The organism is Spirosoma sordidisoli (assembly GCF_004138325.1).
GTDB lineage: Bacteria > Bacteroidota > Bacteroidia > Cytophagales > Spirosomataceae > Spirosoma > Spirosoma sordidisoli.
The window spans coordinates 276384-301979 of record NZ_SBLB01000006.1; the positions used below are offsets into that span (position 1 = coordinate 276384).

The window sequence follows — 25596 nt, forward strand, 5'->3', positions numbered from 1 at the left end:
GGTTGAACAGCCGCCAGGGTTGGGTCAGGCTAATGAAAGTTTCGAGCCTGCAAATTCTGCTGGCGCTTACTATTGTCAACATAAGCTTCGCGGTCAAAGGCAAAGCACAGGAAATTCTGAACCGGCGCGTTACCCTGAGCATCCAGAACCAGGATGTGGAAGAGGTAATCCGGCGAATCCAGGAACAGACAAAAATCCAGTTTCTGTTTAGCCGGGAAGTGATTCAGTCGAAACGCAAACTGAGCTACCAGGCCAAGAATGAACAGCTCCAGCAGGTACTGAACCGCTTGCTGACTCCGCTCAATTTAAGTTACGAGGTGGCCGGTCAGCAGATCGTTATCAAGCGAATCGCGACCGCACCCGTTCTTCCCCAGAACGCCCCCCGCGAATCCTCGATGGAAACCAGTCAGGATATACAGATCACGGGCCGGGTTATTGACGAAAAAGGCGAAGGGCTGCCCGGCGTCAACATCCAGATCAAATCGACAACGCGCGGTACTACCACCGACGAACGTGGTAATTACCGGCTGGCCGTTCCGGATGCCAACGCCGTGCTGGTATTCTCGCTGGTGGGCTTCACCGCCCGGGAGGTTACCGTTGGCTCACAGAACGCCATCAACGTTACGATGGCGCCTGATGACAAAACGCTGGATGAGGTGGTAGTCGTCGGCTACGGTACGCAGCGCAAGCGCGACGTGACGGGCTCCGTTGTTTCGGTCAATGAAGCGACGCTGAAAGAAGTACCGGCTCCCAACCTGATCAACCAGCTGAAAGGTCGTGCTGCCGGGGTAACCATCGTCAGCAACGGCTCCACGCCCGGTAGCCAGGGATCTATTCGTATCCGTGGTAACCGCACGCTAACCAGCGGTCAGGCATCGGCAAGTGATGGCGCCGACGGCCCGCTGGTGGTGGTAGACGGTATACCGTTCGGTGGTCTGAACGACATCAACCCCGATGACATCGCCAATCTGGAAATCCTGAAAGATACCTCTGCCACGGCTATTTATGGATCACGGGGTGCGGGTGGCGTTATTCTGGTTACCACCAAGCGGGGTAAAATCGGGAAACCGGTTTTCAGCTACGATGGCTACCACGGCGTAACGACCATCATGGACAAGTACAACGTCATGAACGGGCAGGAGTACGCCCAGTTCAAACAGGATGCAACCAAATACAACCGCACGGCTCCGGGCACCACAGCCTACCCGCTGACGATCAAGGAGCAGGAAGCGCTGGCGGCCGGCGTTTCGACCGACTGGCAGGATTTGATTTATAAGCCCGGTTTCAACACCAACCACCAGCTGGGTATGCAGGGCGGTACTGACAACACCCAGTACTCACTGGGCCTGGGTTATTTCAACGAGACGGGTATTATTCCCAGCCAGAAATTTGAACGCTATACCATCCGGGCCACCATCGATCAGCGGCTTGGAAAAAGCATCAAGATCGGTTTGAATACCCTCAATACGCTTACCTACACCAACACACCGGGTGGGGGTGGCGTGCCGGGTGGCTTGGTTCGGTTAACTCCGCTGGCCTCTCCCTATAATGCGGATGGCACCGTAAACCTGTTCCCTTCGGAAGGGTCCATCGATGCGGCCAACATAAATCCGCTGACGATCATCACGAAACGAGATGCCTATCTGGGGCGTACCCGGTCGTTGAGAACGTTCAACAGTCTGTATGGCGAGGTAAACATCCTGCCCGGTCTGCGGTACCGGTTCAATGCCGGTCTGAACTTTAGCCAGTCCAACTATAATGGCTACAATGGCCCGCTTACCTATTTTAACCAGGCTCAGGTTCAGTCGTCGTCCAACGCCGAGATCAGCAATACCGAGTTCTGGGATATCAACCTCCAGCACCTGCTGTACTACGACAAAACATTTGGGAAGCACAAACTGGGTGTTACGGGTCTATACGAGATCACCAAAAACCACTCGCTGGGAAGCCGGTTTACGGTAACGGGGGTACCGGCCGATTACATCAAAACGTCGAACTTCTCGCTGGCATCGGGCCAGCCGGTGGCTAACTCAGACTTTGGTAACAACTTCACCGAAACCGGTTTGCTTTCCTACATGGGTCGGGCCAACTACAGCTACAACGACCGCTACCTGTTAACCCTGACCCTGCGTCGCGATGGCTCGTCGACCCTGTCGCCTGCTAACCGGTACTTCAACTACCCGGCCATTGGCGCGGGCTGGAACGTAATCGAGGAAGGGTTTATGAAATCCATTCCGGCTATCTCGAACCTGAAGCTACGGGGAGGCTGGGGTATCTCCGGCAACCGGAACGTAGGCGCTTACGCCACGCTGGGTGCCCTGTCGGCGGGTTATTACAACTTCGGCCTGGGTACGGCCGGTCAGCAACTGGCCTATACCGTTACCAGCCTGCCCGCTACCAACCTGGGCTGGCAGTCGACATCGCAGGTCGATATCGGGATTGACTTTGGCTTCCTCAACAACCGGATCACCGGTACGGTGGACTGGTATCTCCAGAAGACCAAAGATATTCTACTCTCTGTGCCGCTGCCGCCGAGCAACGGTGCCGGCTCGACCCTGCAAAACCTGGGCCGCACAGAAGGCCGGGGTTTAGAAACATCGCTGACCTTCGAGATTTTCAGAAATCCCGGCGGGTTCAACTGGAGTGCCGACGTGATTTACTTCTTCAACCGGGAGAAAATCACCCAGCTCACCACACCAACCGAACTGTCCAATATTGGCGCCGGCTGGTTTGTGGGCCAACCCCTTTCGGTCATTTATGATTACAAGAAGATTGGCATCTGGCAGACCGCCGATCAGGAAAGCGGCCTGTTGGCCAGACAAACCGTACCCGTCCAGCGTCCCGGTCAAATCAGGGTTGAAGACGTAAACGGTGATAACCGCATCGACCCGGCCGACCGGCAGATTCTGGGCAATTTCCAGCCCAAGTGGGAAGGCGGCATTACGAACCGGTTTAGCTTCAAGAACTTCGACGCGTCTATTGTGACCTTCGCCCGGATGGGCATGAAAGTAGTGGTGCCGTATCTGACGGGTAACTCGACGGGTTCGGGCGGGTTCGCCTTCTTCAACCAGGGCCGGGTAAACCAGGTTAAAACCGATTACTGGACGGATACCAACCCGACCAACGCCTTCCCGGCGCCGGATGCCGGTGGTGCTGTGCAATGGTTTGGATCAACGCTGGGCTATTACGACGGGTCGTTCGTTAAAATCAGAAGTATCAACCTGGGCTACACCTTCACCAGCCAGTTGCTCAAAAAGGTGGGTGCCAGTTCGGCCCGGCTTTACATAAACGCCACCAACCCGCTTATCCTGTATTCGCCCCTGGTTCGTGATAATCTGGCTATCGATCCGGAAGGGAACGGCTACGCTAGCGGTCAGACAACGCTGAATGACCAGGCGGGAAACCGGGCAACGCCGGAGCGCCAGATTTCGGTAAACCTCAACAACCCGCCGGTTCGCCAATTTACGGCCGGAGTAAACCTTAAATTCTAATCATTGACACTCCTATGAAATCGATAAAAGTTGGGGCCCTGCTTGGCCTTATGGCTTTATTAAGTACAGGGTGCGAAGAGATTCTGGAAGAGAATCCGCAGTCGCAAATTGTTCCTTCTTACTTCAACAGCCCTTCGGGGGTGCTGGGTGGTATTGCCGGTGTCTACAACGACATTCGGGGACAGTGGGGTACCGAAGGGTTTACCGTTGAGATGCAGGCCGGCACCGATGATTTTTTGCAGGGCGCCAGCTCGGGCGGGGGACCTGCCTACACCTACAACGGTCTGAACGGGAGTAACTTCGGCTCGGCCTGGGGCGTGGCTTTTCAGGATATCAACACGCTGAACGGCGTATTGCAGTACGGTGCTACCATCGATTTGCCGGAAGCCACCCGCCGTCAGTATCTGGCCCAGGCCAAGTTTCTACGCGGATTCTGGTATTTCTATCTGGTACAGACCTGGGGCGATGTGCCGCTCAGCACCACCTTTATTACGGTGCCTTCGCAGGCCGCTTCCCGTCAGCCAGCCGCCGACGTGTACGCTCAGATCATCAAAGACCTGACCGAAGCGGCTGCCGACCTGCCCAACACACCAACGGCGCCGTTCCTGGGTAAAGCCGCCACCAAACCCGTAGCGCAGCTGCTGCTGGCCAAAGTGTACCTGACTCGCGGCTGGCTCAACAATACGGCGGCCGACTTCACCCAGGCGGCTACCATCTGCGCCGATATCATTGCCAACAAAGCCACCTACGGGCTCGACCTGTGGGCCGATTATGGCGATGCCTTCGTGCCGGCCAACGACTACGGCAAAGAAACCATGTTTGTGAGCGATCACGTGCTCGACCCGAAGTTTGGGTACTATCAGGTAGGCGCGGGTGCCAGTGGCGGTGCCGCCCAAAACCTGACGCCCTGGTTCACAACCTGGAACTACCCCAACAACAGCGGTGTCAACTCGTTCGTCAATGCCGCCGGTACGCTGGTCAACAGCGGCACCTCCGGTATGATCCGCGACTCCCAGTACGGCCGTCCCTACGTTCGGATGCGGCCCAACACCGACAGGCTGAAAACGGGGCCCAACACGGGTAAGAGCTATTTTCTCGATCAGGCCTTCACGAACCGGAACATCGATACCCGCTTTGCCAATTCGTTCACGACGGTCTACATCGCCAACACGTCGGTTACCAACACCCCTACAGCCGCCAACAACAGACGGGGTATTGGGTATACAACCGTGGTTGGCGCCGATACGGCCGTGTGGCTGCCCGATTTTGAAGTGGCGGGTGCTCCCCAGTTTGTCGGCACCAGACCCTTCAAAGGCATTGTTGTACCGCCCAGCCTGTGGAACAATGGTATCTTCCCGGCGCTGAAGAAGTTTATGGACCCCAGCCGGGGCGCTAACTTCAACGACCCCTCAACCCGTCCTGTTGTTTTGTACCGCTTTTCGGATGTCTACCTGACGGGGGCCGAAGCCTACCTTAAAGCCAATGACCCGACCCGGGCGGCCGCTTTGATCAACGTAGTACGGCAGCGGGCGGCCTTTAAAAAGACCAACACAGCCGCCCAGAACGCAGCCGCAGCCACGGCCCTGACCATCACCCCCGCTGACGTAACGGTCGATTTCATCCTGGATGAACGCAGCCGGGAGTTCTTCGGCGAATGGCAACGGTGGCATGATCTGGTCCGGACACGTTCGCTGGTACGCCGGGTGCAGGCCTGGAACCCCGAAGCGGCTGCCAACATCAAGGACTACCATATGCTTCGGCCAATTCCCCAGACACAGATAGACCGGGTTGTTGAAGGACCTAAATTCCCGCAAAACCCTGGCTACTAAATTTTTATAAGTAGCAGTAGTATCAGATGGAAGAGGCTATTTTAGTCCTCTTTCATCTTGTTTTTGGGTAGTTGGTCTGTCGTTTTTGCTGGTAACTTTGGCAGGCCGCATACCATCCGTTCGCCATCGAGGCCATCGAATCTACCCCTTTTAGTGCGTTTTAGATGAGACACTTTCTTTGCTTGCTTCTGCTGGCCCTACCGATCCAGGTCTTTTCGCAGACCAATTCAGCGCTGAAACTCTGGTACAACAAGCCGTCGGGCCAGACCTGGGAAAATGCCTTACCAGTCGGTAATGGCCGTCTGGGCGCTATGGTTTATGGCAACGTAACCCGGGAAACCATACAACTCAATGAGCACACGGTCTGGAGCGGAAGCCCCAACCGCAACGACAATCCGGATGCGCTGACGGCTCTGCCAGAGGTTCGTCGGTTGATCTTCGAAGGGAAACAGAAAGAAGCGGAACAACTGGCTAACAAGGCGATGATTACCAAAAAGTCGCACGGACAAATGTTTCAGCCGGTTGGTAATCTGCACCTTACCTTCAACGGACACGAAAACTTCACTAATTACTACCGGGATCTGGATATAGCCCGAGCCGTTGCCAGCACATCGTATACGGTAAATGGGGTAACCTACACCCGCGAAGTGCTGGCTTCGTTCCCCGATCAGGTACTTGTTATGCGGCTGACCGCCAGCCAACCGGGCCGGCTGTCGTTTTCCGCTTCTTACTCCACTCCTCAAGTTAACGCGAAGGTTACCGTTAACGCAGCCCGCGACCTGACCATTACCGGCGTCACATCGGATCACGATGGGGTCAAAGGTATGGTCAGGTTCAAAGGCATTGCCCGGATAAAAACCGAAGGCGGCTCGCTCGCAACCACCGACACCTCCCTCATGGTGCAGGGCGCCAATGCTGCCACCATTTATCTGTCAGTAGCCACCAACTTCAACAACTACAAAGACCTCAGTGGCGACGAAAACGCCCGGGCAGAAACGTACCTCAACAAAGCCTATCCCAAACCCTACGCGGCTATTCTGACCCCACACGTGGCCGCGTACCAAAAATACTTCAACCGCGTGGGGCTGGACCTTGGCTCAACCGAAGCCGCCACTCTGCCAACCGACGAACGACTAACGAATTTCCGATCAGTCAATGACCCCCAACTCGTCACGCTCTATTACCAATACGGCCGTTACCTGCTGATTTCGTCGTCGCAGCCTACGGGTCAGCCCGCTAACCTGCAAGGCATCTGGAACAACAGGATGCGGCCCCCCTGGGACAGCAAGTACACCATCAACATCAACGCCCAGATGAACTACTGGCCCGCCGAGAAAACCAACCTGGCCGAGTTGCACGAGCCGTTTTTACGGATGGTACGCGACCTGTCGGAGACCGGTCAGGAAACGGCGCGGGTCATGTACGGCGCCCGCGGCTGGATGGCTCACCACAACACCGACATCTGGCGGGCAACGGGTGCCATAGACGGAGCCTTCTGGGGTATGTGGGTGGCCGGTGGCGGCTGGACGAGTCAACACCTCTGGGAGCATTACCTCTACAATGGCGACAAAGCTTATCTGGCCACGGTTTACCCGATCCTGAAAGGAGCCGCCACATTTTATGTGGACTTTCTGGTGGAGCATCCGAAATACCACTGGCTGGTCGTAAATCCCGGCAGTTCGCCGGAAAACGCACCGCAGGCCCATGGTGGCTCATCGCTGGATGCGGGTACGACCATGGATAACCAGATTGCATTCGACGTTTTCACGACCACCATCCGGGCGGCCGAACGGCTGAAACAGGATGCCGCTTTTGTCGATACGCTGAAGCTGATGCGCAGCAAACTGCCACCCATGCACATCGGCCAGCATGGGCAATTGCAGGAGTGGCTGGAAGATATTGACGACCCCAACGACAAACACCGCCATATTTCACATCTGTACGGTTTGTTTCCATCCAATCAGATCTCGGCTTCCCGCACGCCCGGCCTGTACAATGCGGCCAAAACAACCCTGATTCATCGGGGCGACGTGTCGACGGGCTGGAGTATGGGCTGGAAAGTGAACTGGTGGGCACGTTTGCAGGACGGTAACCATGCGTATACGCTGATTCAGAATCAACTGACACCACTTGGCGCTAACAAGGAAGCCGGGGGTGGCGGCACGTACAACAACCTGTTCGACGCGCACCCGCCCTTTCAGATCGATGGGAACTTTGGCTGTACGTCGGGTATCACCGAAATGCTCATGCAAAGCGCCGACGGAGCCGTTCACCTCCTGCCCGCCCTACCCGACGTATGGCCGACCGGTAGCATCAAAGGAATACGGGCAATCGGTGGCTTCGAGGTGGTGAACATGGAGTGGAAAGAAGGCAAGCTGACGAAGCTCGATATAAAGTCGAACCTGGGTGGTAACCTGCGCGTACGTACGCCCAACGCGCTGAAAGCGGGCAAAGACGTAACGTTAAAACAGGCATCCGGTCCGAATAGCAACCCATTTTACGCGGTTGAGACCACGCCTACACCCATCATTGCCGCCAATGCTAGCCTGACAGCACCCGTACTGAAAGAAACCATGCTGTATGACATAGCCACTCAGCCGGGGAAAGTGTATTCACTGGTGGGGCAGTAAACTTTTTGTTTTTTGTCATTACTTCTGCCGCACCGGCGGACCGGTCGGGATGACAAAAAAAGCGAACGACAAAACAGTCATTAAAAACGTGAAAATCAAATCATTGATGGAAAGATATATTGCCTCTTTTGCCCTGATTCTGTGCTGTTTTATGTCCAGCCACATCGCATCGGCGCAGACCACCCTGACCAACCCCGTCCTGACCGGTTTTTACCCCGATCCGAGCATTGTTCGGGTGGGGCCTGATTATTATTCGGTGCATTCTACGTTTTCGTATTTCCCGGGTTTGCCCATCATGCACAGCCGCGACCTGAAAAACTGGAAGCAAATCGGCAATGTGATCAACCGGCCTTCGCAAATGGAGTTCATGGGCGAGCGGATGACCCGCGGGTTATTTGCCCCAGCCATCGCGTATTACAAAGGGACCTACTATGTGACGTGTACGGATATCGACCATGATGGAAATTTTGTCGTGACGTCCAAAAACCCGGCGGGTCCCTACAGCAATCCGGTGAAAATTCCGCAGGTACGCGGGATTGACCCATCCATTTATTTCGATGAAGAAACCGACAAAGCCTACATCATTTACAACAGCGATGCGCCCGACCGCAAACCTCTGTACTCGGGCCACCGCACCATCCGGATGTACGAGTTCGATTATAAGAATTTGACCGTTGTCGGCGAAGAAAAACAGTTGGTAAATGGTGGTGTAGACCTCTCGAAAAAACCCGTTTGGATCGAAGGTCCCCACATTTTGAAGCGTAACGGCTGGTACATTCTGTACGCGGCCGAGGGCGGAACCTCCGTCAATCACTCGCAGGTGGCCCTGCGCAGCCGGGATGTTTGGGGGCCTCACGTACCATTCGAAGGCAATCCGGTGCTGACGCAACGAGGCTTACCGGCCGACCGACCCAACCCGATTACGTCGGCGGGGCACGCTCAATTTATCGAAGGTCCCGATGGCAACTGGTATTCGATTTTCCTGGCGGTGCGTCCCTACGAAGGCGATTATTATAACACGGGCCGCGAAATGTTCATTGCTCCGCTGACGTGGGTAAACGACTGGCCGATGATCGAACACGGCGAAAAAGCCATTGAGTATCAGTACAAGACCAACATTAAGGAGGTAAAACAGAAAGGGGCTTTGCCACAAAGCGGCAACTTCGCGTATACGATGACGTTCGACAAAGGGCTCGATCTGTCGATGCTTTTTTTGAGAACGGTAGATAGTAGTTCGTTTAAAACGTCGAAGGCGAATGGGCTGACGCTTACCCTCAAACCCGAAACAATTTCAGAAGCCGGAAACCCTTCGTTTGTGGGCAAGCGTCAGCAACACTTGTACAGCACCGCCGAGACAGAACTGAGCTTCTCGCCCAAGTCAGACAACGAGAAAGCAGGTTTGGTGATTTTTCAGGATGAACGTCATTTTTACTTCGCGGCCAAATCAAAAAAGGAAGGCAAAGACGTGATTCAATTGTTCAAGAGCAAAGACAAAACGCTGGAACTGGTAACTGAAGCCCCTCTGAATTCATCTGCTGCGAAACTAAATGTCAAAATACAGTCGGAAGGGGCCTTGTACAGTTTTTACTACTCGACTGATGGAAAAAACTGGAACCTGTTGAAAGACCAGGTTGACGGCAAGTTTTTGAGCACGAAAGCGGCCAACAGCTTCATTGGCTGCGTATACGGTCTATATGCCACATCATCAGGCGAAAAATCCGAAAATTCGGCATCGTTCAAGTACCTGGCCTACAAAGGCGACGACCCGATGTATATGAAGTAATTTGTCATCCCGACGTCAGGACCGGGCCGCCGGGATGACAAAAGAAAAACAACGTTACTATTGAAAACGACCCTACTCCATATCGCCCTCCTCCTGCTGACCAGCGTTTCAGCACTGGCGCAGATGCAAGCGTTCGCCTTGCAGAACGTTAGGCTGACGGGCGGACCATTCAAAAATGCGCAAGATGTTGACCAGCGATATATCATGGCCCTGAACCCGGATAAGCTGCTGGCTCCGTACCTGATCGATGCGGGCTTGCCGGTAAAAGCGCCACGATATGGTAACTGGGAAAGCTCGGGGCTGGACGGGCACATTGGTGGGCACTACCTGTCGGCGCTGGCCATGCTGTATGCCTCGACCGGGGATGCCGAGCTGAAAAAACGACTCGATTACATGGTCGATCAACTGGCACAGTGTCAGGCCAAAAATGGTAACGGCTACGTGGGCGGTATTCCGCAGGGCAAGGTGTTCTGGGAGCGGATTCACAAAGGCGACATCGACGGCAGCAGCTTCGGACTTAATAACACCTGGGTACCGCTCTACAACATTCACAAGCTGTTTGCGGGCCTGCGCGATGCCTATGAGTACGCCGGAAACAAACAAGCCAAACAGGTACTAATCGGCTTGGGCGACTGGTTTGTCGAGCTGATCAAACCCCTGTCCGACGAGCAGATTCAGCAAGTGTTGCGCACCGAACACGGCGGCATCAACGAAACGTTCGCGGATCTCTATATCCTGACGAAAGACCAGAAATACCTCGAAACGGCGCAGCGGATTTCGCATCGGGCCATTCTGGAACCGCTGATGGCGAAGCAGGATAAACTAACCGGATTACACGCCAACACCCAGATTCCGAAAGTGATCGGGTTCGAGAAGATCGCTACGCTGACGGGTAAAAACGACTGGTCGGAAGCGGCCCAATACTTCTGGCAAAACGTATCGCAGACGCGCAGTGTAGCTTTCGGCGGCAACAGCGTGCGGGAGCATTTCAACCCGACCACTGATTTCAGTCAGGTGCTGCGCTCGAATCAGGGGCCGGAAACCTGCAACTCGTTCAACATGCTGCGGCTGAGTAAAGCCCTGTTTCTGGACAAAAATGACGTCAGCTACGTTGATTTCTACGAACGGACGCTCTACAACCACATTCTGTCGAGTCAGCACCCCTCAACAGGCGGGTTCGTATATTTCACCCCCATTCGGCCCAACCATTACCGGGTGTATTCGCAGCCCGAAACCAGCATGTGGTGTTGCGTGGGTTCGGGTATCGAAAATCACACCAAATACGGCGAACTGATCTACAGCCACTCGGCTAATGACCTGTTCGTGAACCTGTTCATTCCATCGATGGTGAACTGGACCGACAAATCCGTCAAGCTGACCCAGCGCACCGATTTTCCGTATCAGAATGGGTCTGACCTGGTTATTGAGACAACAAAGCCACAGGAGTTTTCACTGAACATCCGCTACCCGAAATGGGCCGAAAACCTGGTCGTTCTGGTGAACGGCAAAGAACAGCCGGTCGATGTGAAACCGGCCAGCTACGTGGCCGTTCGTCGGAAATGGCAGTCGGGCGATAAAGTGACGGTACGTTTCAACACCTCGACACGGCTGGAATATCTGCCCGATGGGTCGAACTGGGCGGCCTTCATAAACGGTCCCATTGTGCTGGCCGCTAAAACCTCGACCGCCGATTTGAAAGGGCTTTTTGCCGATGATAGCCGGATGGGCCACGAAACAAAAGGTAAATTGTACCCGATCACCAACGCCTACGCGCTCGTCGGCGATCCGGCCACGTATCTGGGGCAGATCAAACCGACCAGCAAACTCCGCTTCAGCCTGGACTCGCTGACCCTGCAGCCGTTCTACGAAGTACACGACGCCCGGTACCAGATGTATTTCCAGACGTTTACCCAGGCGGCCTATGATGAGCAGAGGGCCAGGTTGAAACAACAGGAAGCCGAAGCGCTTGCCCTTGAAGCACTAACCATTGACAAGGTGAATTGCGGGGAACAGCAGCCCGAAGTCGATCACCAGTATAAAGGTGAAAAGAGCGATTCGGGCTACGACGACGAGCAGTTCTGGCGACGTACCCGATCCTCTATCAGCTACCAGTTGCAAAACAAAAACCGGGCGGGTAAGTACATCGACATTCGTGCTTTAGATACTATAAGGCCGGAGACAGTACGCTTTCTGATCAACGAAAAACCGGCCCAGATTCTTTCTGCCGACGGGAAAACGATCCGATTAAACGTAGATGATACTGAAGCGATTACGATAAAAATTATAGCTACCACCGGAACAAATACTCCGCGCTTTCACCAAATCAGACTCATAACGAACTAACCATGTTTCTTGTCAAAAAGAACAAAACAACAATGCTTGCCCGTAAATGTGTCAAAATAACACTATTCATCATTGGATGTGCTTTACCATCCTTCGGGCAGTCCAACTTCACCAGCAAAACCATCGGCGTGGGGGTTGTCGTCGCTGATATTGACCGCTCGGTGGACTTCTATGTCAATGGCATCGGCATGGTCAAAACCGGCAGCTTCACCATCAACGAAGACTTCGGCAAACGCTCCGGCCTGACCAATGGCGTAGCCACGAACGTAACCATCCTGAAACTCGAAAACAGCCCCGAAGCCACCGACTGGAAGCTGATGAGCTTCAACAAAAACGGGTCGCATCCGAAGCCCACCTACATCCAGGACGATACGGGTATGCAGTACATCACCATTCAGGTAAAAGCCCTTCAACCCATCATCGACCGGCTGAAGCAGATGAAGGTAAACTTCCTGGGTAGCACGCCCACCCCCCTGAACGCTAAAGCACACTTCGTTTTCGTGCAGGACCCCGACGGTAATTTCATCGAGTTGATCGGGCCGCTTCAGTAGCCATTTTTTGTCATTCCGACGTCAGGACCTGAACGAAAAAATATAGTAGCGAAAACTATCATTAGAATGCTCATTATCAACCGACTGCACCAGCAACTACTGCTCCTGTCTTTGACGATTGCGTTGCTGCTAACCCAGGCTATGGCAATTGCCCAAACGGCCCAAAACCCGGTTATTTTTGCCGACGTGCCCGACATGGCCATGATCCGGGTAGGCAACACCTACTACATGAGCAGCACCACCATGCACCTGAGTCCGGGCTTGCCCATCATGAGGTCGAACGACCTGATTAACTGGCAGCTGGTCGGCTACGCGTACGATACGCTGACGACAGTAGACGCGATGAGCCTGAACAACGGCAAAAGCACCTACGGGCGCGGCTCGTGGGCCAGCAGCCTGCGTTACCACAACGGACTTTACTACGCAACGACCTTCGCGCAGACCAGCGGCCGAACTCACATCTACACCACGAAAAATATCGAAAAAGGCCCGTGGAAAGAAGTGTCGTTCAAGCCGTCGTACCACGACCACAGCCTGTTTTTCGATGATGACGGCCGAACGTACCTGATCTACGGCGCGGGTAAACTCCGACTGGTTGAACTTACCGCCGATGCTACTGGGGTAAAACCCGGCACCACCGAGCAGGTCATCATTGAAAACGCCAGTGCACCCTCCGGTACGGGCGGTGGCCTGCCTGCCGAAGGCTCACAACTGTTTAAAGTGAAGGGCAAATACTACCTCTTCAATATTTCGTGGCCACGTGGCGGCATACGGACAGTCATCATCCACCGCGCCGACAAGATCACCGGTCCGTGGGAAGGGCGTGTGGCCTTGCAGGATCTGGGCGTGGCGCAGGGCGGATTGATCGACACGCCCGATGGGAAGTGGTTTTCGTACCTGTTTCGCGACTTCGGCGGAGTAGGTCGCATTCCGTATCTGGTGCCCGTCGAGTGGAAAGACGGCTGGCCGGTGCTGGGCGAAACCGGTAAAGTGCCCCAAACGCTCAACCTACCCGCCAGCAAAGGTCTGATCCCCGGCATCGTGAACTCCGACGAGTTCACCCGCAAAAAAGGCGACCCCGCCCTGCCGCTGGTGTGGCAGTGGAACCATAACCCCGACAACAGCCTCTGGTCCGTCTCGGAACGGAAAGGGTTTCTGCGCTTGAAAACCGGCCGCACCGATACCTCCTTCGTGATGGCCCGCAACACGCTGACCCAGCGGACCATTGGCCCCGAATCGACCGGGTCGACAATGCTGGATGTGTCGAACCTGAACGATGGTGATTTTGCCGGGCTGAGTCTGCTGCAAAAGAACTATGGGCTGGTGGGCGTAAAAATGGAGAACGGTGCGAAAGCCATTGTGATGGTCAGTGCCAGTTCGGGTAAGCCGGTGGAGGTGCAGCGCGTGCCGCTGGGCCAGAACACGGTCTATCTGAAAGCCGAATGTGATTTCCGCGACCGCAAAGACACCACTCACTTCTTCTATAGCCTCGACGGCAAGACGTGGACGGCCATTGGCGATCCGTTGAAAATGCCGTACACCATTCCGCACTTTATGGGCTATCGATTCGGCCTGTTCAATTACGCCACCGCTTCGGGGGTCCGACCACAAACGGGCGGTTTCGCCGACTTTGACTACTTCCGGATCAGCGACAAACTGACCCAAAAGCAATAACCCACTCCCCCTCTCCTGCCTACCTAAACCCTTGCTATGAAAAAAACACTGACCTATTCAGGCCTTCGGGCAACGGGCCTGTTCCTGTTGCTCCTGGCTACGACAGCCGCCTTTTGTCAGAAGACCAGACTGAACAATGCGGAGTATTTCGAAACGCCGGGACTCAACGTGCTGGTTTTCAGCAGCCAGTATAACGGGATGTTTTTCGACGAGAAAACAGCCGGTATCGAGATGATTCACCACGGCGTACGTACCTCGACGGGCGGAGCGGTGCGCCTGCAGCACACACCCGAACAGTGGGACCTGGTGCCGAAGATGACGTCGCGCAAAGTAGACAAGGCAACCAACAGCATCGAGGTCGGGTTGCGCTATCAGGAAGTTGATTTCGACTCGCGGGTGGTGGTCAGCGCCAAAGGCAACGGGTTCGACATCAGCGTGTACCTCGACAAACCACTACCCGCGAAAGTGGTTGGCAAAGCCGGCTTCAACCTGGAGTTTGTGCCGTCTGCCTATTTCGAGAAGTCGTATATGGCCGACGGTAGGCCAGGTACGTTCCCGCTGTATCCGGCCAGCAACACCAAAACAGAGCCACTCTCTGAGAAGATTCAGCAGTTTGGCATCCACAATACATTCGAGGAGCGGGGCAAGCCCGAATTCATCGTACCGGCCCCCCTGACGACGGGCAAAACCATGGTGCTGGCCCCCGATGATCCCGAACACATGGTCAGTATCCAGTCGGAGACGGAGTTGATGCTGTTCGACGGGCGGAATCTGGCCCAGAACGGCTGGTTCATTGTACGTAGTCTGCTGCCCGCCGGGAAAACCGGCAAGGTACTGACCTGGTATCTGGAACCCAATGTGATCCCTAACTGGAAACGCGCGCCCGTGATTGAATTCTCGCAGGTAGGCTACAATCCAGGGCAGGAAAAAGTGGCGGTGATTGAGTTGGATCAGGCGGATCAGGCGCTGAAAACGGCGTCGCTGGTTCAGGTGATGGCCGATGGCAAACAGGTGGAGAAATTGAAGGGAGCCGTCACAAACTGGGGCAAATTTCTGCGCTACAACTACGCCAAATTCGATTTTACGTCGGTCAAAGAGCCGGGCGTATACTACATCCGGTACGGCGATCAGAAGACCAATATCTTCCCCATCGCGACCGACGTATACGAAAAGACCTGGCACCCAACGCTGGACGTCTGGTTTCCGGTGCAAATGGATCACATGACGGTGAACGAAGCGTATCGCGTATGGCACGGAGCACCGTTCAAGGACGATGCGTTGCAGGCGCCACTCAACCAGCAGCACTTCGACGGCTACTCGATGGGCGACAAAACCGATACGAAGTATAAACCGCTGGAGCGTATTCCGGGGCTGGGCGTGGGCGGCTGGTTCGACGCGGGTGATTTCGATATTCAGACCGGCTCCCACAACACCACGATCCTGAACTTCGTGGATGCCTGGGAAAAGCTGAAACTGACCCGCGACGAAACCCGCATCGATCAGGCCGGGCAGTATGTCGATATACACCGACCCGACGGCAAACCCGATCTTCTCCAGCAGATCGAACACGGCACGCTGAACCTGGTGGCGCAGGTCAAAAACATCGGGCATCCCGTTCGGGGCATTATTGTGCCGAACCTGCACCAGTACCACCACCTCGGCGACGCGAACACCGAAACCGATAATCTGCCCTACAACCCGAACCTGAAACCCTACGAGTCGGACGGAAAATCGAGCGGTACTATGGACGACCGCTGGGCCTTCACCACCCGCTCCGCGTTCCTCGACTACAATACGGCCGCAGCCCTTGCCGCAGCCAGCCGGGCGCTAAAAGGTTTCAACGATACCTTATCGACGCAGGCACTGACATACGCGAAGAAGCTGTGGGACGAAAACGACGGCAAAGTCAACACCGACACCTCCCGCTTTGCCATGTTCCGCCGGAATACCGAAATGGCCGCGGCCCTGCAGCTCTTCATGACCACCAAAGACGACCGCTACGCCAAAAAATTCAACGACGCCATTTGGCCTGCCCTCGACCGGAACGTTGGGCAGGGCCTGACGGCGGCTCTGCAAGCGTATCCGTTTATGGACAAGGCCTATCAGACAAAGCTGAAAGACTATGTGGTCAAGTTCAAGACGGCAAACGATGAGCTTACCAAACAGAATCCATACGGCGTTCCGGCGGGTACGCGGGGCGGCTGGGGCAGTAACCAGCAGGTAATCAGCTGGGCCATTACCAACTACCACGCCAACCGGCATTTTCCGGACATCATCAGCCCGGAATATGTCTTCAAAGGACTGAACTACATTTTCGGCTGCCACCCGTACCACAACCTCTCGTTCGTGTCGGCGGTGGGTACGCGATCCAAGAAGATCACCTACGGCAGCAACCGTGCTGACTTCAGCTACATCGCCGGAGGGGTAGTTCCCGGCATTATGGTGCTGAAGCCCGACTTTCCAGAGAACCGCGAGGACTGGCCGTTTCTGTGGGGCGAAAACGAGGTGATCATCGACATCTGCTCGGCCTACATCCTGCTGGCCGGCGCGGCTAATGAATTAGTCAAAAAGTAACGTAACCCGTTATGAAATACCTTATTTCCCTGTTGCCACTCTGGGTTTACGCGTATGCAGGCCCTGCGCAAACGCCGAATTCTATCGTGAGCAGCCCCGACGGCAAATTGCAGGTGACGCTATCGCTGGACAATGGGAAGCCAGCTTACAGTGTGTCGCTAAATGGCAACCCATTTATCGTGAAATCGCCCCTCGGTTTAAAAACGAATGTGGATGATTTCACGGAAGGACTATCCGTGGGGAAAGCGCTGGCGATCAGCAAGCTTGACAACACCTACGAGTTGCCGAACATCAAGCAAAGTAAGGTGCATTACGTGGCCAATGAAGGCGTCATTTCCTACTCGAAGGAAAACAGACCCGCCATCGACATTACGTTCCGGGTGAGCAACAACGATGTGGCGTTCCGGTACAAAGTGTATCCGCAAAAGGCGTCCCGTTCCTGCGTGATCAACGAAGAAAAAACAGGCTTTACGTTTCCAACCGGTACCACCACGTTCCTGTCGGCGCAAAGCAAAGCGATGGTCGGTTTTGCCCGAACCATGGACTTCATGAAAACCGTGCCCACCACCTGGGACGAAGTGCGCTACATCGACGGCTATCCGGGCAGGTACGTTGTCCTGGCTCGTCGGCAGGGCACGAAATGGTACGTAGCCGGGGTGAATGCCCAGAAAGAGTCCCTCAAGCTGAAGATTAAATTGCCCATGATTACCCCCGGTGCCCAGTATAAGCTCTACAGCGACGATGCGCAATTGACCGGCAGGGTGACCACGGCCAAACTGCCGAAGAATCAGGAAATGGAGTGGGTGATTCCGACAAACGGGGCCGCCCTGCTAGTGAATTGAGGGAAAGCGAGTACGGCTACTTTTCCCGAGAGCTGATGCGAAATGAATACCGAAACCTGGTAGTTGAATGAACCCCAAAAAAACATATACACGGCTAGCCTTCCTGGCACTTTCCCTAACCTGTGGTTCCCTGTTTGCCCAGAGCAACACAGGCGATAAATCATTTTATAACGAAGTAAAAACGTACGTCAACCCCGTTTTGCCCGGCGATCACCCAGACCCGACGATGTTGCGCGTGGGCGACGATTTTTACCATTGCGGGTCCAGCTTCCATTTCACGCCCTACCTGCCCATCTACCATTCCAAAGACATGGTGCATTGGGAGGTGATCAGCCGCGTGGTGCCGCCAACGGCTAGTTTCGTGACCGACCGGCCCTCGGCAGGTATCTGGCAGGGAGCCATCACCTATTTCTACGGCTCGTACTGGATTTACTTCTCGGCCAACGGACAATGGTTTTCCAAAGCCAGCGACCCCAAAGGACCGTGGTCGGAGCCGGTGCGGGTAAAAGGCGACCCCAAAACGGGACCGTTGGGTTACGACAATTCCATTTTTGTCGATGATGACGGCAAGCCCTACATGGTCATCAAGAACGGCCAGAAAACCAACCGGATTCAGGAGTTGGGCCGGGACGGGCAGTTAACGTCGTCGGTCATTGATCTCGACTGGGTCAACGCTAAACTCCAGTACAGCTGGGCCGAGGGGCCGGTGATGTGCAAGCGCAACGGCTACTACTATTATTTCCCGGCGGGCGATGTGTCGGGCGGGCAGTACGCCATGCGCGGTAAAGCTCTCACCGCCGACTCGACCCAATGGGAACGCCTGGGAGATTTCTTCAAACCCATCACCGATCCCAAAACGGGCTTCCGTCGCCCGAACCACATTTCGGCCCCCATTCAGCTGGCCGATGGTACCTGGTGGACCATTGGACAGAGTTACGAAAAGCCGCTCCAGGGAGCCGACTGGTCGGGCATGGGTCGGCAGACGAGCCTGTATCAGGTGATCTGGGAAGGTGATCGGCCGTGGGGTCTGGCCCCTACGACGAAGCCGGTGATGAAGCCCAACCTGCCTAAATCCGGCATCTTGTGGCGTAGCGCGCAGTCTGACCAGTTCGATAGCGAAACGCTGTCGATGAACTGGCATTTTCTGAATAAGCGCTCTCCCAACCGCTATTCGTTGTCGGACCGGAAAGGCTGGGTACGTCTGTCGCCCGATACGGCCCGCGTGCACCTGATGCAAAAGGAGACGGACCACTATTATTCTGCCGTTACCCGCGTTGACCTCAATGCCGAAGATGCCGCTACAAAAGCCGGCCTATACCTGACCAACGGGAACCAGCGGGTCTTTGTGCAGCTCTACAGCGGCTTCGACAATGGCAAGAAACTCGTCTTCAAACTCGACACGGCCATCCGCACGCTTCCTAATTCGGTCGGTAACGTGGTCTGGCTGAAAGTGGAGCGGAATGAACACCAGTTGACCGGCTACTACAGCGGTGACGGAAAGAAATGGTCGTCCATTGGCGCGCCCATCAGCGCGGTCAGTCTGGATAAGGTGCAGCCCAACTACAATTCATGGGTGGGCACCAGCGTAGGCCTGTTTGCCGAGGGCAAACCTGCCGACTTTGACTTCTTCGTCTGCAAAGACGGCTTCTCCCCTCTCCCGGCCGTGGGGTACAGCAATTACTATGGCGTTGAAAAAGTGGGCGAAACGGCCGAGGCTGGCGTCACCAACGACTCCGACCAGGGTGGCTGGTTCATGCTGTCGGGCGTTGATCTTGGCAATGGAAAAGATGCGGCCAAACAGATTCAGATCCAGCTATCGGCCGCTGCGTCAGGTACGCTGGAAGTGTGGCTCGACGATCTGACCACGGGGAAAAAGATAGCCAGCATTCCGTTCAAATCAACCGGGGGAAAGGCAAACTGGAAATCGGTAAGCCAATCCATCAAAGGCATTGCAGGCCATCACGATGTGTTTGTGAAATTTCCGTCGGGACAGGCCAAGGTCGCAACAATTAAAACTATTCAATTTCAAAAATAGCAGGGTCTCTACCGATACGACACCTCCTAAACCGACTAAATCCATGCAAAAGCGAACTGGTAGTTTCCTGTTGATCGGGCTCTTTCTGCTGAGCCTGAACGCCGTGGCGCAGGACAAGAACTTCTACATTTTCCTCTGTTTCGGGCAATCGAACATGGAGGGTAACGCCCGAATCGAAGCGCAGGATACCGTCAATGTGGACCCCCGTTTTCAGGTGATGGAAGCGGTAGACTGCCCGGCCATCAACCGGACGAAAGGCAACTGGTACACCGCCAAACCGCCCCTTTGCCGCTGCCGTACAGGGCTTACACCCGCCGATTATTTTGGTCGGGAGTTGGTAGCCAATCTGCCCTCAACAGTCCGCATTGGCGTAATCAATGTCGCCGTAGGTGGCTGTAAGATCGAGTTGTTCGACAAGGATCAGTATACGTCATACACCACCAACGTACCCGGCTGGATGAAGAACATGATCAGGGAGTACGACGGTAATCCATACGGCCGGCTGGTCGAGATGGCGAAGCTGGCGCAGAAAGACGGGGTAATCAAAGGTATTCTGCTGCATCAGGGTGAGTCGAACACGGGCGATACGCTATGGACCAAAAAGGTGAAGGTGGTGTACGATAACCTGATGAATGACCTGGATCTGAAGCCTAAAAAGGTACCACTGCTGGCCGGTGAAACAGTAGGCGCTGATCAGAATGGCAAATGTGCGAGCATGAACAAGATCATTGCCACGCTGCCGCAAACGATCAAAAATTCGCACGTGATCTCCTCGGCAGGCTGTACGGATTCGGCTGACGACCTGCACTTCAATGCCGCTGGCTATCGGGAGTTAGGGAAACGCTACGCGACGCAAATGCTATCGTTGCTGGGGTATAAGCCAATGGCAACGAACTGATAAATAAGAGGAGACTGGTTAAACTTTCTCAATGGCTTGCCCTAACCCCCAACCCCCTGAAGGGGACTTTGCTTATGCTTGGATTAAGTCCCCTTCAGGGGGTTGGGGGTTAGGGCGAATATCTACTATTATGAAGCGCTTTCGTTTAAACTATACATGCACTGTAGCAGCGCTGGCAAGCGGGCTACTTTTGGCGTCGCTGACCGCAAACGCGCAGGAAATTATCCCGTTATATACGGGAGCCGTACCCAATTCCAAAGCGTCGGACGTGCAGGAATCAGCGGAGAGGGGTATGTTCAGAGGGGTTACCAAGCCCACGCTGGAATACTTTAAACCTGCGGCTGACAAGGCGTCTGGCACTGCTGTCATCATCATTCCGGGTGGTGGTTATAGCGTGGTGGTGTACAACGGCGAGGGCGTAGGTACAGCAAAAGCGATGGCCGAAAAAGGCATAGCCGCATTCGTGCTGAAATACCGCCTGCCCAGCGATGCCATCATGCCCGACAAAAAAATCGGGCCGTTGCAGGATGCGCAACAGGCCATCAAACTGGTTCGGGAGAATGCCGCCAAATGGGGAATCGACCCCGCAAAAGTGGGCATCATGGGCTTTTCGGCGGGTGGTCATCTGGCTTCGACGGCCGCTACGCATTTCGAGAAAGCGTATGTCGACAACACCAGCAACACCAGCCTGCGCCCCGATTTCCAGATCCTGGTTTATCCCGTTATCAGCATGCGCGACAGCCTGACGCACGGCGGTTCACGCGACGCCCTGCTGGGCAAAAACGCGTCACGACAGGATGTTGAGCTGTTCTCCAACGAGCTACAGGTTCGCGCCAACACGCCCCCAACGTACCTGACCCACGCGGCCGACGACAAGCTGGTCGACGTAGACAACAGCATCATGTATTTCGAAACCCTGCGACGCCAGAAAGTGCCCGTCGAAATGCACGTTTACCCCAAAGGCGACCACGGTTTTGTTTTCCGCCACCCCGGCTGGATGGACCCCCTGTTCGCCTGGATGAAAGTAAATAACTGGATTAATAATTAATGGCCGATTCGTTAAGCCAAGCTATTTGACCACATGAACCGATTCGCCTTACTTTTTCTAGTGTTGATATGTTGTCGGGTTGCGTCCGCGCAACAGTCGCCGGTTTCCATTCAGGTGGATGCGAACAAACCTGTGGGCGAGATGAAGCCGTTCTGGGCGTTTTTCGGCTACGACGAACCCAATTATACGACCCGGAAAGATGGCCGAAAACTGCTGAGCGAACTGCAACAGTTGAGCCCAGTACCGGTCTACGTCAGAGCGCATAACCTGCTAACCTCCAAAGGAGAAAGCCCCGGCCCTGATCTCAAATGGGGATTCACCGACGCGTATAAAGAAGACGCCACCGGCAAGCCCAGCTATAATTGGGTGACGGTCGACAGCATTGTGGATACCTACGTGAAACGGGGTATGAAGCCGCTGATGGAAATCGGGTTCATGCCCAAAGACCTCTCATCGAAACCCGAACCATACGCCCACACCTGGAGCAAAAACGGTACCATCTGGACGGGCTGGACGTACCCACCCAACGACTACGACAAATGGCGCGAACTGGTGTACCAGTGGGGTAAGCATTCCATCGACCGTTACGGAAAAAAGGAGGTGGCTTCGTGGCTCTGGGAAGTCTGGAACGAGCCGGACATTGGCTACTGGTCCGGTACGTTCGACGAGTACTGCAAAACCTACGACTATGCCGCCGACGGCCTGAAACGCGCCTGCCCCGAATGCACCATCGGCGGGCCGCACACCACCAGTCCGCGCAGCGACAAAGCGTACTCGTACCTGACCCGGTTCATCGAACATTGCCTGCGGGGCAAGAACTACGCGACAGGTAAAATTGGTACGCCACTGCAATACATTGGCTTTCACGCCAAGGGGAACCCAGAGATCGTAGACGGGCACATCCGCATGAACATGGGCGTGCAGCTGAAGGACGTGCAGCGTGCCTTTGAAGCGGTCAACTCCTTTCCCGAACTGAAAAACATACCCATCATCATCGGCGAATGCGACCCTGAAGGCTGTGCCGCCTGTTCTGCCACGCGTGATCCGAAATACGGGTATCGCAACGGGACGATGTATTCGAGTTACACGGCGGCTTCGTTTGCCCGCATCTACGAGCTGATGGACCAGTACAAGGTAAACCTGCGCGGGGCCGTAAGCTGGTCGTTCGAGTTTGAAGACCAGCCGTGGTTTGCCGGTTTCCGCGACCTGGCCACGCACGGCGTCGACAAGCCGGTGCTGAACGTGTTCCGGATGTTCGGGAAGATGAACGGTCAGCGGCTTTCGGTACAAACCGGCAACGGATTGAAGGCGACCAACATCATCGCTAACGGCGTGCGGGCCGCAAACGACGTAAACGCCATCGCCAGTAAAGGTGCCAACTCGGTTTGCGTGATGGTCTGGAATTACCACGATGACAACCTGACCGGCCCAACGGCTCCGGTAGAGCTGACCGTGAGTGGCCTCGGCAAAAACAAGGTGCAGGTTCGCCATTACCGGGTCGATGACCGACATAGCAACTCGTTTGAAGCCTGGAAGTCGATGGGTAGTCCGCAACAGGTGTCGGCCGATCAGTACAGGGCGCTGGAAAAAGCCGGACAGCTACAGGAGCTGACGCCCCCGACCTCAAAAGCCGTCGCCAACGGAAAAACGACCTTAACCTTCGACCTGCCCCGGCAGGGTGTATCCTTCGTTCAATTGACTTGGTAACGTATAACCCATGAAACCGATGCATACATCCATTTTCGTTCAACTGGCGCTCTGTTTGCTGACGAGCCTGGCCGGATTGGCCCAGCCTGCTCCGCCGAAACCCGTTGGTCCGCTGCCCAGCGCCAATCAGTTGCGCTGGCAGAAAATGGAGTATTATGCCTTCATCCATTTTTCGATCAATACCTATACCGACATGGCCTGGGGCCTTGGCAACGAAGACCCGAAGCTGTTCAACCCGACTAAGCTGGATTGTCGGCAATGGGCCAGGATCTGTAAAGAGGCCGGGATGACGGGTATTATTTTCACGGCCAAGCACCACAGTGGCTTCTGCCTCTGGCCGTCGAAATACACCGATTATTCCGTCAAGAATGCACCCTGGCGCAACGGAAAAGGCGATGTGGTGCGCGAACTGGCCGATGCCTGCAAAGAATACGGCCTGAAGTTCGGCGTGTACCTGTCGCCCTGGGACCGGAACCATGCCGATTATGGCAAACCCGAATACATCACCTATTTCCGCAACCAGCTGACCGAACTGCTGACCAACTACGGCGACATTTTTGAAGTCTGGTACGACGGGGCCAACGGCGGGTCGGGCTACTACGGCGGGGCCAACGAGACGCGCAAGATCGACGCGAAAACGTATTACGACTGGCCCAATACCTACAAACTCGTGCGGAAGCTACAGCCCAACATCGTGATCTGGAACGACGGGGGCGACCGGGCCGATCTGCGCTGGGTGGGCACCGAAGCCGGGTATGTCGGCGAAACCAACTGGAGCCTGTTGAATGCGACCGGAGACGTACCAGAAGAGATGTTACGCCATGGCGTCGAGAACGGCAATGCCTGGGTGCCGGGAGAAGTGAACACGTCGATCCGGCCCGAATGGTTTTACCATGAACGCGAAGACCGGAAGGTAAAAACGCTGCCCCAACTGATGGATACGTATTACAATTCCATCGGCCGAAACGGGACGCTGCTGCTCAATTTTCCGATCATGCCCAACGGCCTGATTCACGAGCTGGACGAGAAAGCCGCACAGTCCTTCGCTAACGCCCGAAAAGAAGCCTTTGCCGTAAATCTGGCGAAAAACGCGAAAGTAACGGCCTCTGAGGTTCGCGGAAAAAGCGCTACCTACGACGCCGGTAAAGCCATCGATGCCGATCTGGAGAGCTTTTGGGGCACGGATGATAACGTGCGCAATGCATCGCTGACGCTGAACTTCAACAAACCCACCACGTTCAACCGGTTTCTGGTGCAGGAGCCCATCCGACTGGGGCAACGGGTTAAAGCATTCAAAGTTGAGGCTCTGGTCGATGGCAACTGGAAAGAGATCGATAAACAGACGACCATTGGCTATAAACGCATACTCCGTTTCCCGACCGTCGAGGCCACCCAACTGCGACTGACCATTCTGGACGCCAAAGGCAGCCCGTTGATTTCGAATCTGGCGGTGTACAACGCCCCCCTGATTCTATCGCCCCCGGTCATCACCCGCAATCAGACGGGCGACATTCAGATCAAGCCGGGAGACACCGAATCGGAACTGTATTACACGCTTGACGGGAGCACACCAACAGCAAAAACGACTAAATACACGACTCCGATGAAAACCAGTGGCGGTAAAGTTGAATTAAAGGCCATTGCTTACAACCCCTTCACGAAGCAAAGCAGCGTCGTCAGCGAAGAGAAATTCGACGTCGCCCGCAGCAACTGGAAAATCCTAAGTACCGACGCCAAATCGGCTTATCAGGCGCTGGATGGCAACCCCGGCACCTCCTGGCAGCAACCCAAAAACCTGGCGATGCCTACGGACCTAGTCATTGATCTGGGCAAGGAAGAAAATCTAGTTGGTTTCCGGTATTTGCCCGCCCAGAACTGGTGGGAAGAGGCCAGTATCATTACCCACTACCAGTTTGAAGTATCCACTGATAACGTGACCTGGAAGCGGGTCAGTGAAGGCGAGTTTTCGAACATCAAAAACAGTCCGGTCTGGCAAACCAAATCGTTTGGACCCATCAAAGCCCGATACATCAAACTCCGTGCGTTGAAAAACACGCAGGAAGGGTCAGCGTCGGGCTACGCGGAAGTAGATGTGATTACGCAGTGAACCATACCCCCAACCCCCTGAAGGGGGCTTTGCTGACGCAAGAGAAAGCCCCCTTTAGGGGGTTGGGGGTGAAAAATAGAAAAC

General features: G+C 55.1%; 14 protein-coding genes. All 14 read left to right on the forward strand.

Annotated features, from left to right (window positions below):
• Window positions 1-32 precede the first annotated feature (32 nt).
• The 14 genes from EQG79_RS21465 to EQG79_RS21530 all read left to right on the forward strand — a co-directional run bounded on the left by EQG79_RS21465 (window position 33) and on the right by EQG79_RS21530 (window position 25512).
• Complete coding sequence (locus tag EQG79_RS21465; protein WP_394343320.1) at window positions 33-3491, forward strand: TonB-dependent receptor; 3459 nt, start codon at window positions 33-35, stop codon at window positions 3489-3491.
• Between the two features lie 14 nt (window positions 3492-3505).
• Window positions 3506-5320, forward strand: a complete 1815-nt coding sequence (locus EQG79_RS21470) for a RagB/SusD family nutrient uptake outer membrane protein (protein ID WP_077921311.1) — start codon at window positions 3506-3508, stop codon at window positions 5318-5320.
• Between the two features lie 164 nt (window positions 5321-5484).
• Window positions 5485-7950 carry a glycoside hydrolase family 95 protein gene (locus tag EQG79_RS21475; RefSeq protein ID WP_129603886.1) on the forward strand — a complete coding sequence of 822 codons (2466 nt, stop codon included), beginning with the start codon at window positions 5485-5487 and terminating at the stop codon, window positions 7948-7950.
• Window positions 7951-8056: 106 nt separating this feature from the next.
• Window positions 8057-9733: a glycoside hydrolase family 43 protein gene (locus EQG79_RS21480; RefSeq protein ID WP_129603889.1), complete on the forward strand. Its 1677-nt coding sequence runs from the start codon at window positions 8057-8059 to the stop codon at window positions 9731-9733.
• Between the two features lie 60 nt (window positions 9734-9793).
• The gene (locus EQG79_RS21485) at window positions 9794-12076 is read left to right on the forward strand and encodes a glycoside hydrolase family 127 protein (RefSeq protein WP_129603891.1); all 2283 of its coding nucleotides are present in this window, start codon (window positions 9794-9796) and stop codon (window positions 12074-12076) included.
• 32 nt (window positions 12077-12108) lie between these two features.
• The gene (locus EQG79_RS21490; protein WP_129603893.1) at window positions 12109-12627 is read left to right on the forward strand and encodes a VOC family protein; all 519 of its coding nucleotides are present in this window, start codon (window positions 12109-12111) and stop codon (window positions 12625-12627) included.
• A 66-nt stretch (window positions 12628-12693) separates the two neighbouring features.
• A complete protein-coding gene (locus tag EQG79_RS21495; RefSeq protein ID WP_129603896.1) occupies window positions 12694-14301 on the forward strand; it encodes a glycoside hydrolase family 43 protein in 1608 nt (535 codons plus the stop codon).
• Window positions 14302-14337: 36 nt separating this feature from the next.
• Window positions 14338-16875 (forward strand): glycoside hydrolase family 9 protein, encoded by a 2538-nt coding sequence (locus EQG79_RS21500; protein WP_129603898.1) that lies wholly within the window; start codon window positions 14338-14340, stop codon window positions 16873-16875.
• 11 nt (window positions 16876-16886) lie between these two features.
• A complete protein-coding gene (locus EQG79_RS21505; RefSeq protein WP_129603900.1) occupies window positions 16887-17717 on the forward strand; it encodes a glycoside hydrolase family 97 N-terminal domain-containing protein in 831 nt (276 codons plus the stop codon).
• Window positions 17718-17784: 67 nt separating this feature from the next.
• Complete coding sequence (locus EQG79_RS21510) at window positions 17785-19752, forward strand: family 43 glycosylhydrolase (protein ID WP_129603903.1); 1968 nt, start codon at window positions 17785-17787, stop codon at window positions 19750-19752.
• 43 nt (window positions 19753-19795) lie between these two features.
• On the forward strand, window positions 19796-20650 hold the full coding sequence (locus EQG79_RS21515; RefSeq protein ID WP_129603905.1) for a sialate O-acetylesterase: 855 nt from the start codon (window positions 19796-19798) through the stop codon (window positions 20648-20650).
• Window positions 20651-20780: 130 nt separating this feature from the next.
• Window positions 20781-21698: an alpha/beta hydrolase gene (locus tag EQG79_RS21520; protein ID WP_129603908.1), complete on the forward strand. Its 918-nt coding sequence runs from the start codon at window positions 20781-20783 to the stop codon at window positions 21696-21698.
• 33 nt (window positions 21699-21731) lie between these two features.
• The gene (locus tag EQG79_RS21525; protein ID WP_129603911.1) at window positions 21732-23405 is read left to right on the forward strand and encodes a GH39 family glycosyl hydrolase; all 1674 of its coding nucleotides are present in this window, start codon (window positions 21732-21734) and stop codon (window positions 23403-23405) included.
• A 10-nt stretch (window positions 23406-23415) separates the two neighbouring features.
• Window positions 23416-25512: an alpha-L-fucosidase gene (locus tag EQG79_RS21530; protein WP_394343319.1), complete on the forward strand. Its 2097-nt coding sequence runs from the start codon at window positions 23416-23418 to the stop codon at window positions 25510-25512.
• Window positions 25513-25596 lie beyond the last annotated feature (84 nt).

What these genes read in the sequence shown, in the direction of transcription:
- EQG79_RS21465 (WP_394343320.1), top strand. Translation starts at nt 33, where the DNA reads ATGAAAGTTTCGAGCCTGCAAATTCTGCTGGCGCTTACTATTGTCAAC.
- EQG79_RS21470 (WP_077921311.1), top strand. Translation starts at nt 3,506, where the DNA reads ATGAAATCGATAAAAGTTGGGGCCCTGCTTGGCCTTATGGCTTTATTA.
- EQG79_RS21475 (WP_129603886.1), top strand. Translation starts at nt 5,485, where the DNA reads ATGAGACACTTTCTTTGCTTGCTTCTGCTGGCCCTACCGATCCAGGTC.
- EQG79_RS21480 (WP_129603889.1), top strand. Translation starts at nt 8,057, where the DNA reads ATGGAAAGATATATTGCCTCTTTTGCCCTGATTCTGTGCTGTTTTATG.
- EQG79_RS21490 (WP_129603893.1), top strand. Translation starts at nt 12,109, where the DNA reads ATGCTTGCCCGTAAATGTGTCAAAATAACACTATTCATCATTGGATGT.
- EQG79_RS21495 (WP_129603896.1), top strand. Translation starts at nt 12,694, where the DNA reads ATGCTCATTATCAACCGACTGCACCAGCAACTACTGCTCCTGTCTTTG.
- EQG79_RS21500 (WP_129603898.1), top strand. Translation starts at nt 14,338, where the DNA reads ATGAAAAAAACACTGACCTATTCAGGCCTTCGGGCAACGGGCCTGTTC.
- EQG79_RS21505 (WP_129603900.1), top strand. Translation starts at nt 16,887, where the DNA reads ATGAAATACCTTATTTCCCTGTTGCCACTCTGGGTTTACGCGTATGCA.
- EQG79_RS21510 (WP_129603903.1), top strand. Translation starts at nt 17,785, where the DNA reads ATGAACCCCAAAAAAACATATACACGGCTAGCCTTCCTGGCACTTTCC.
- EQG79_RS21515 (WP_129603905.1), top strand. Translation starts at nt 19,796, where the DNA reads ATGCAAAAGCGAACTGGTAGTTTCCTGTTGATCGGGCTCTTTCTGCTG.
- EQG79_RS21520 (WP_129603908.1), top strand. Translation starts at nt 20,781, where the DNA reads ATGAAGCGCTTTCGTTTAAACTATACATGCACTGTAGCAGCGCTGGCA.
- EQG79_RS21525 (WP_129603911.1), top strand. Translation starts at nt 21,732, where the DNA reads ATGAACCGATTCGCCTTACTTTTTCTAGTGTTGATATGTTGTCGGGTT.
- EQG79_RS21530 (WP_394343319.1), top strand. Translation starts at nt 23,416, where the DNA reads ATGAAACCGATGCATACATCCATTTTCGTTCAACTGGCGCTCTGTTTG.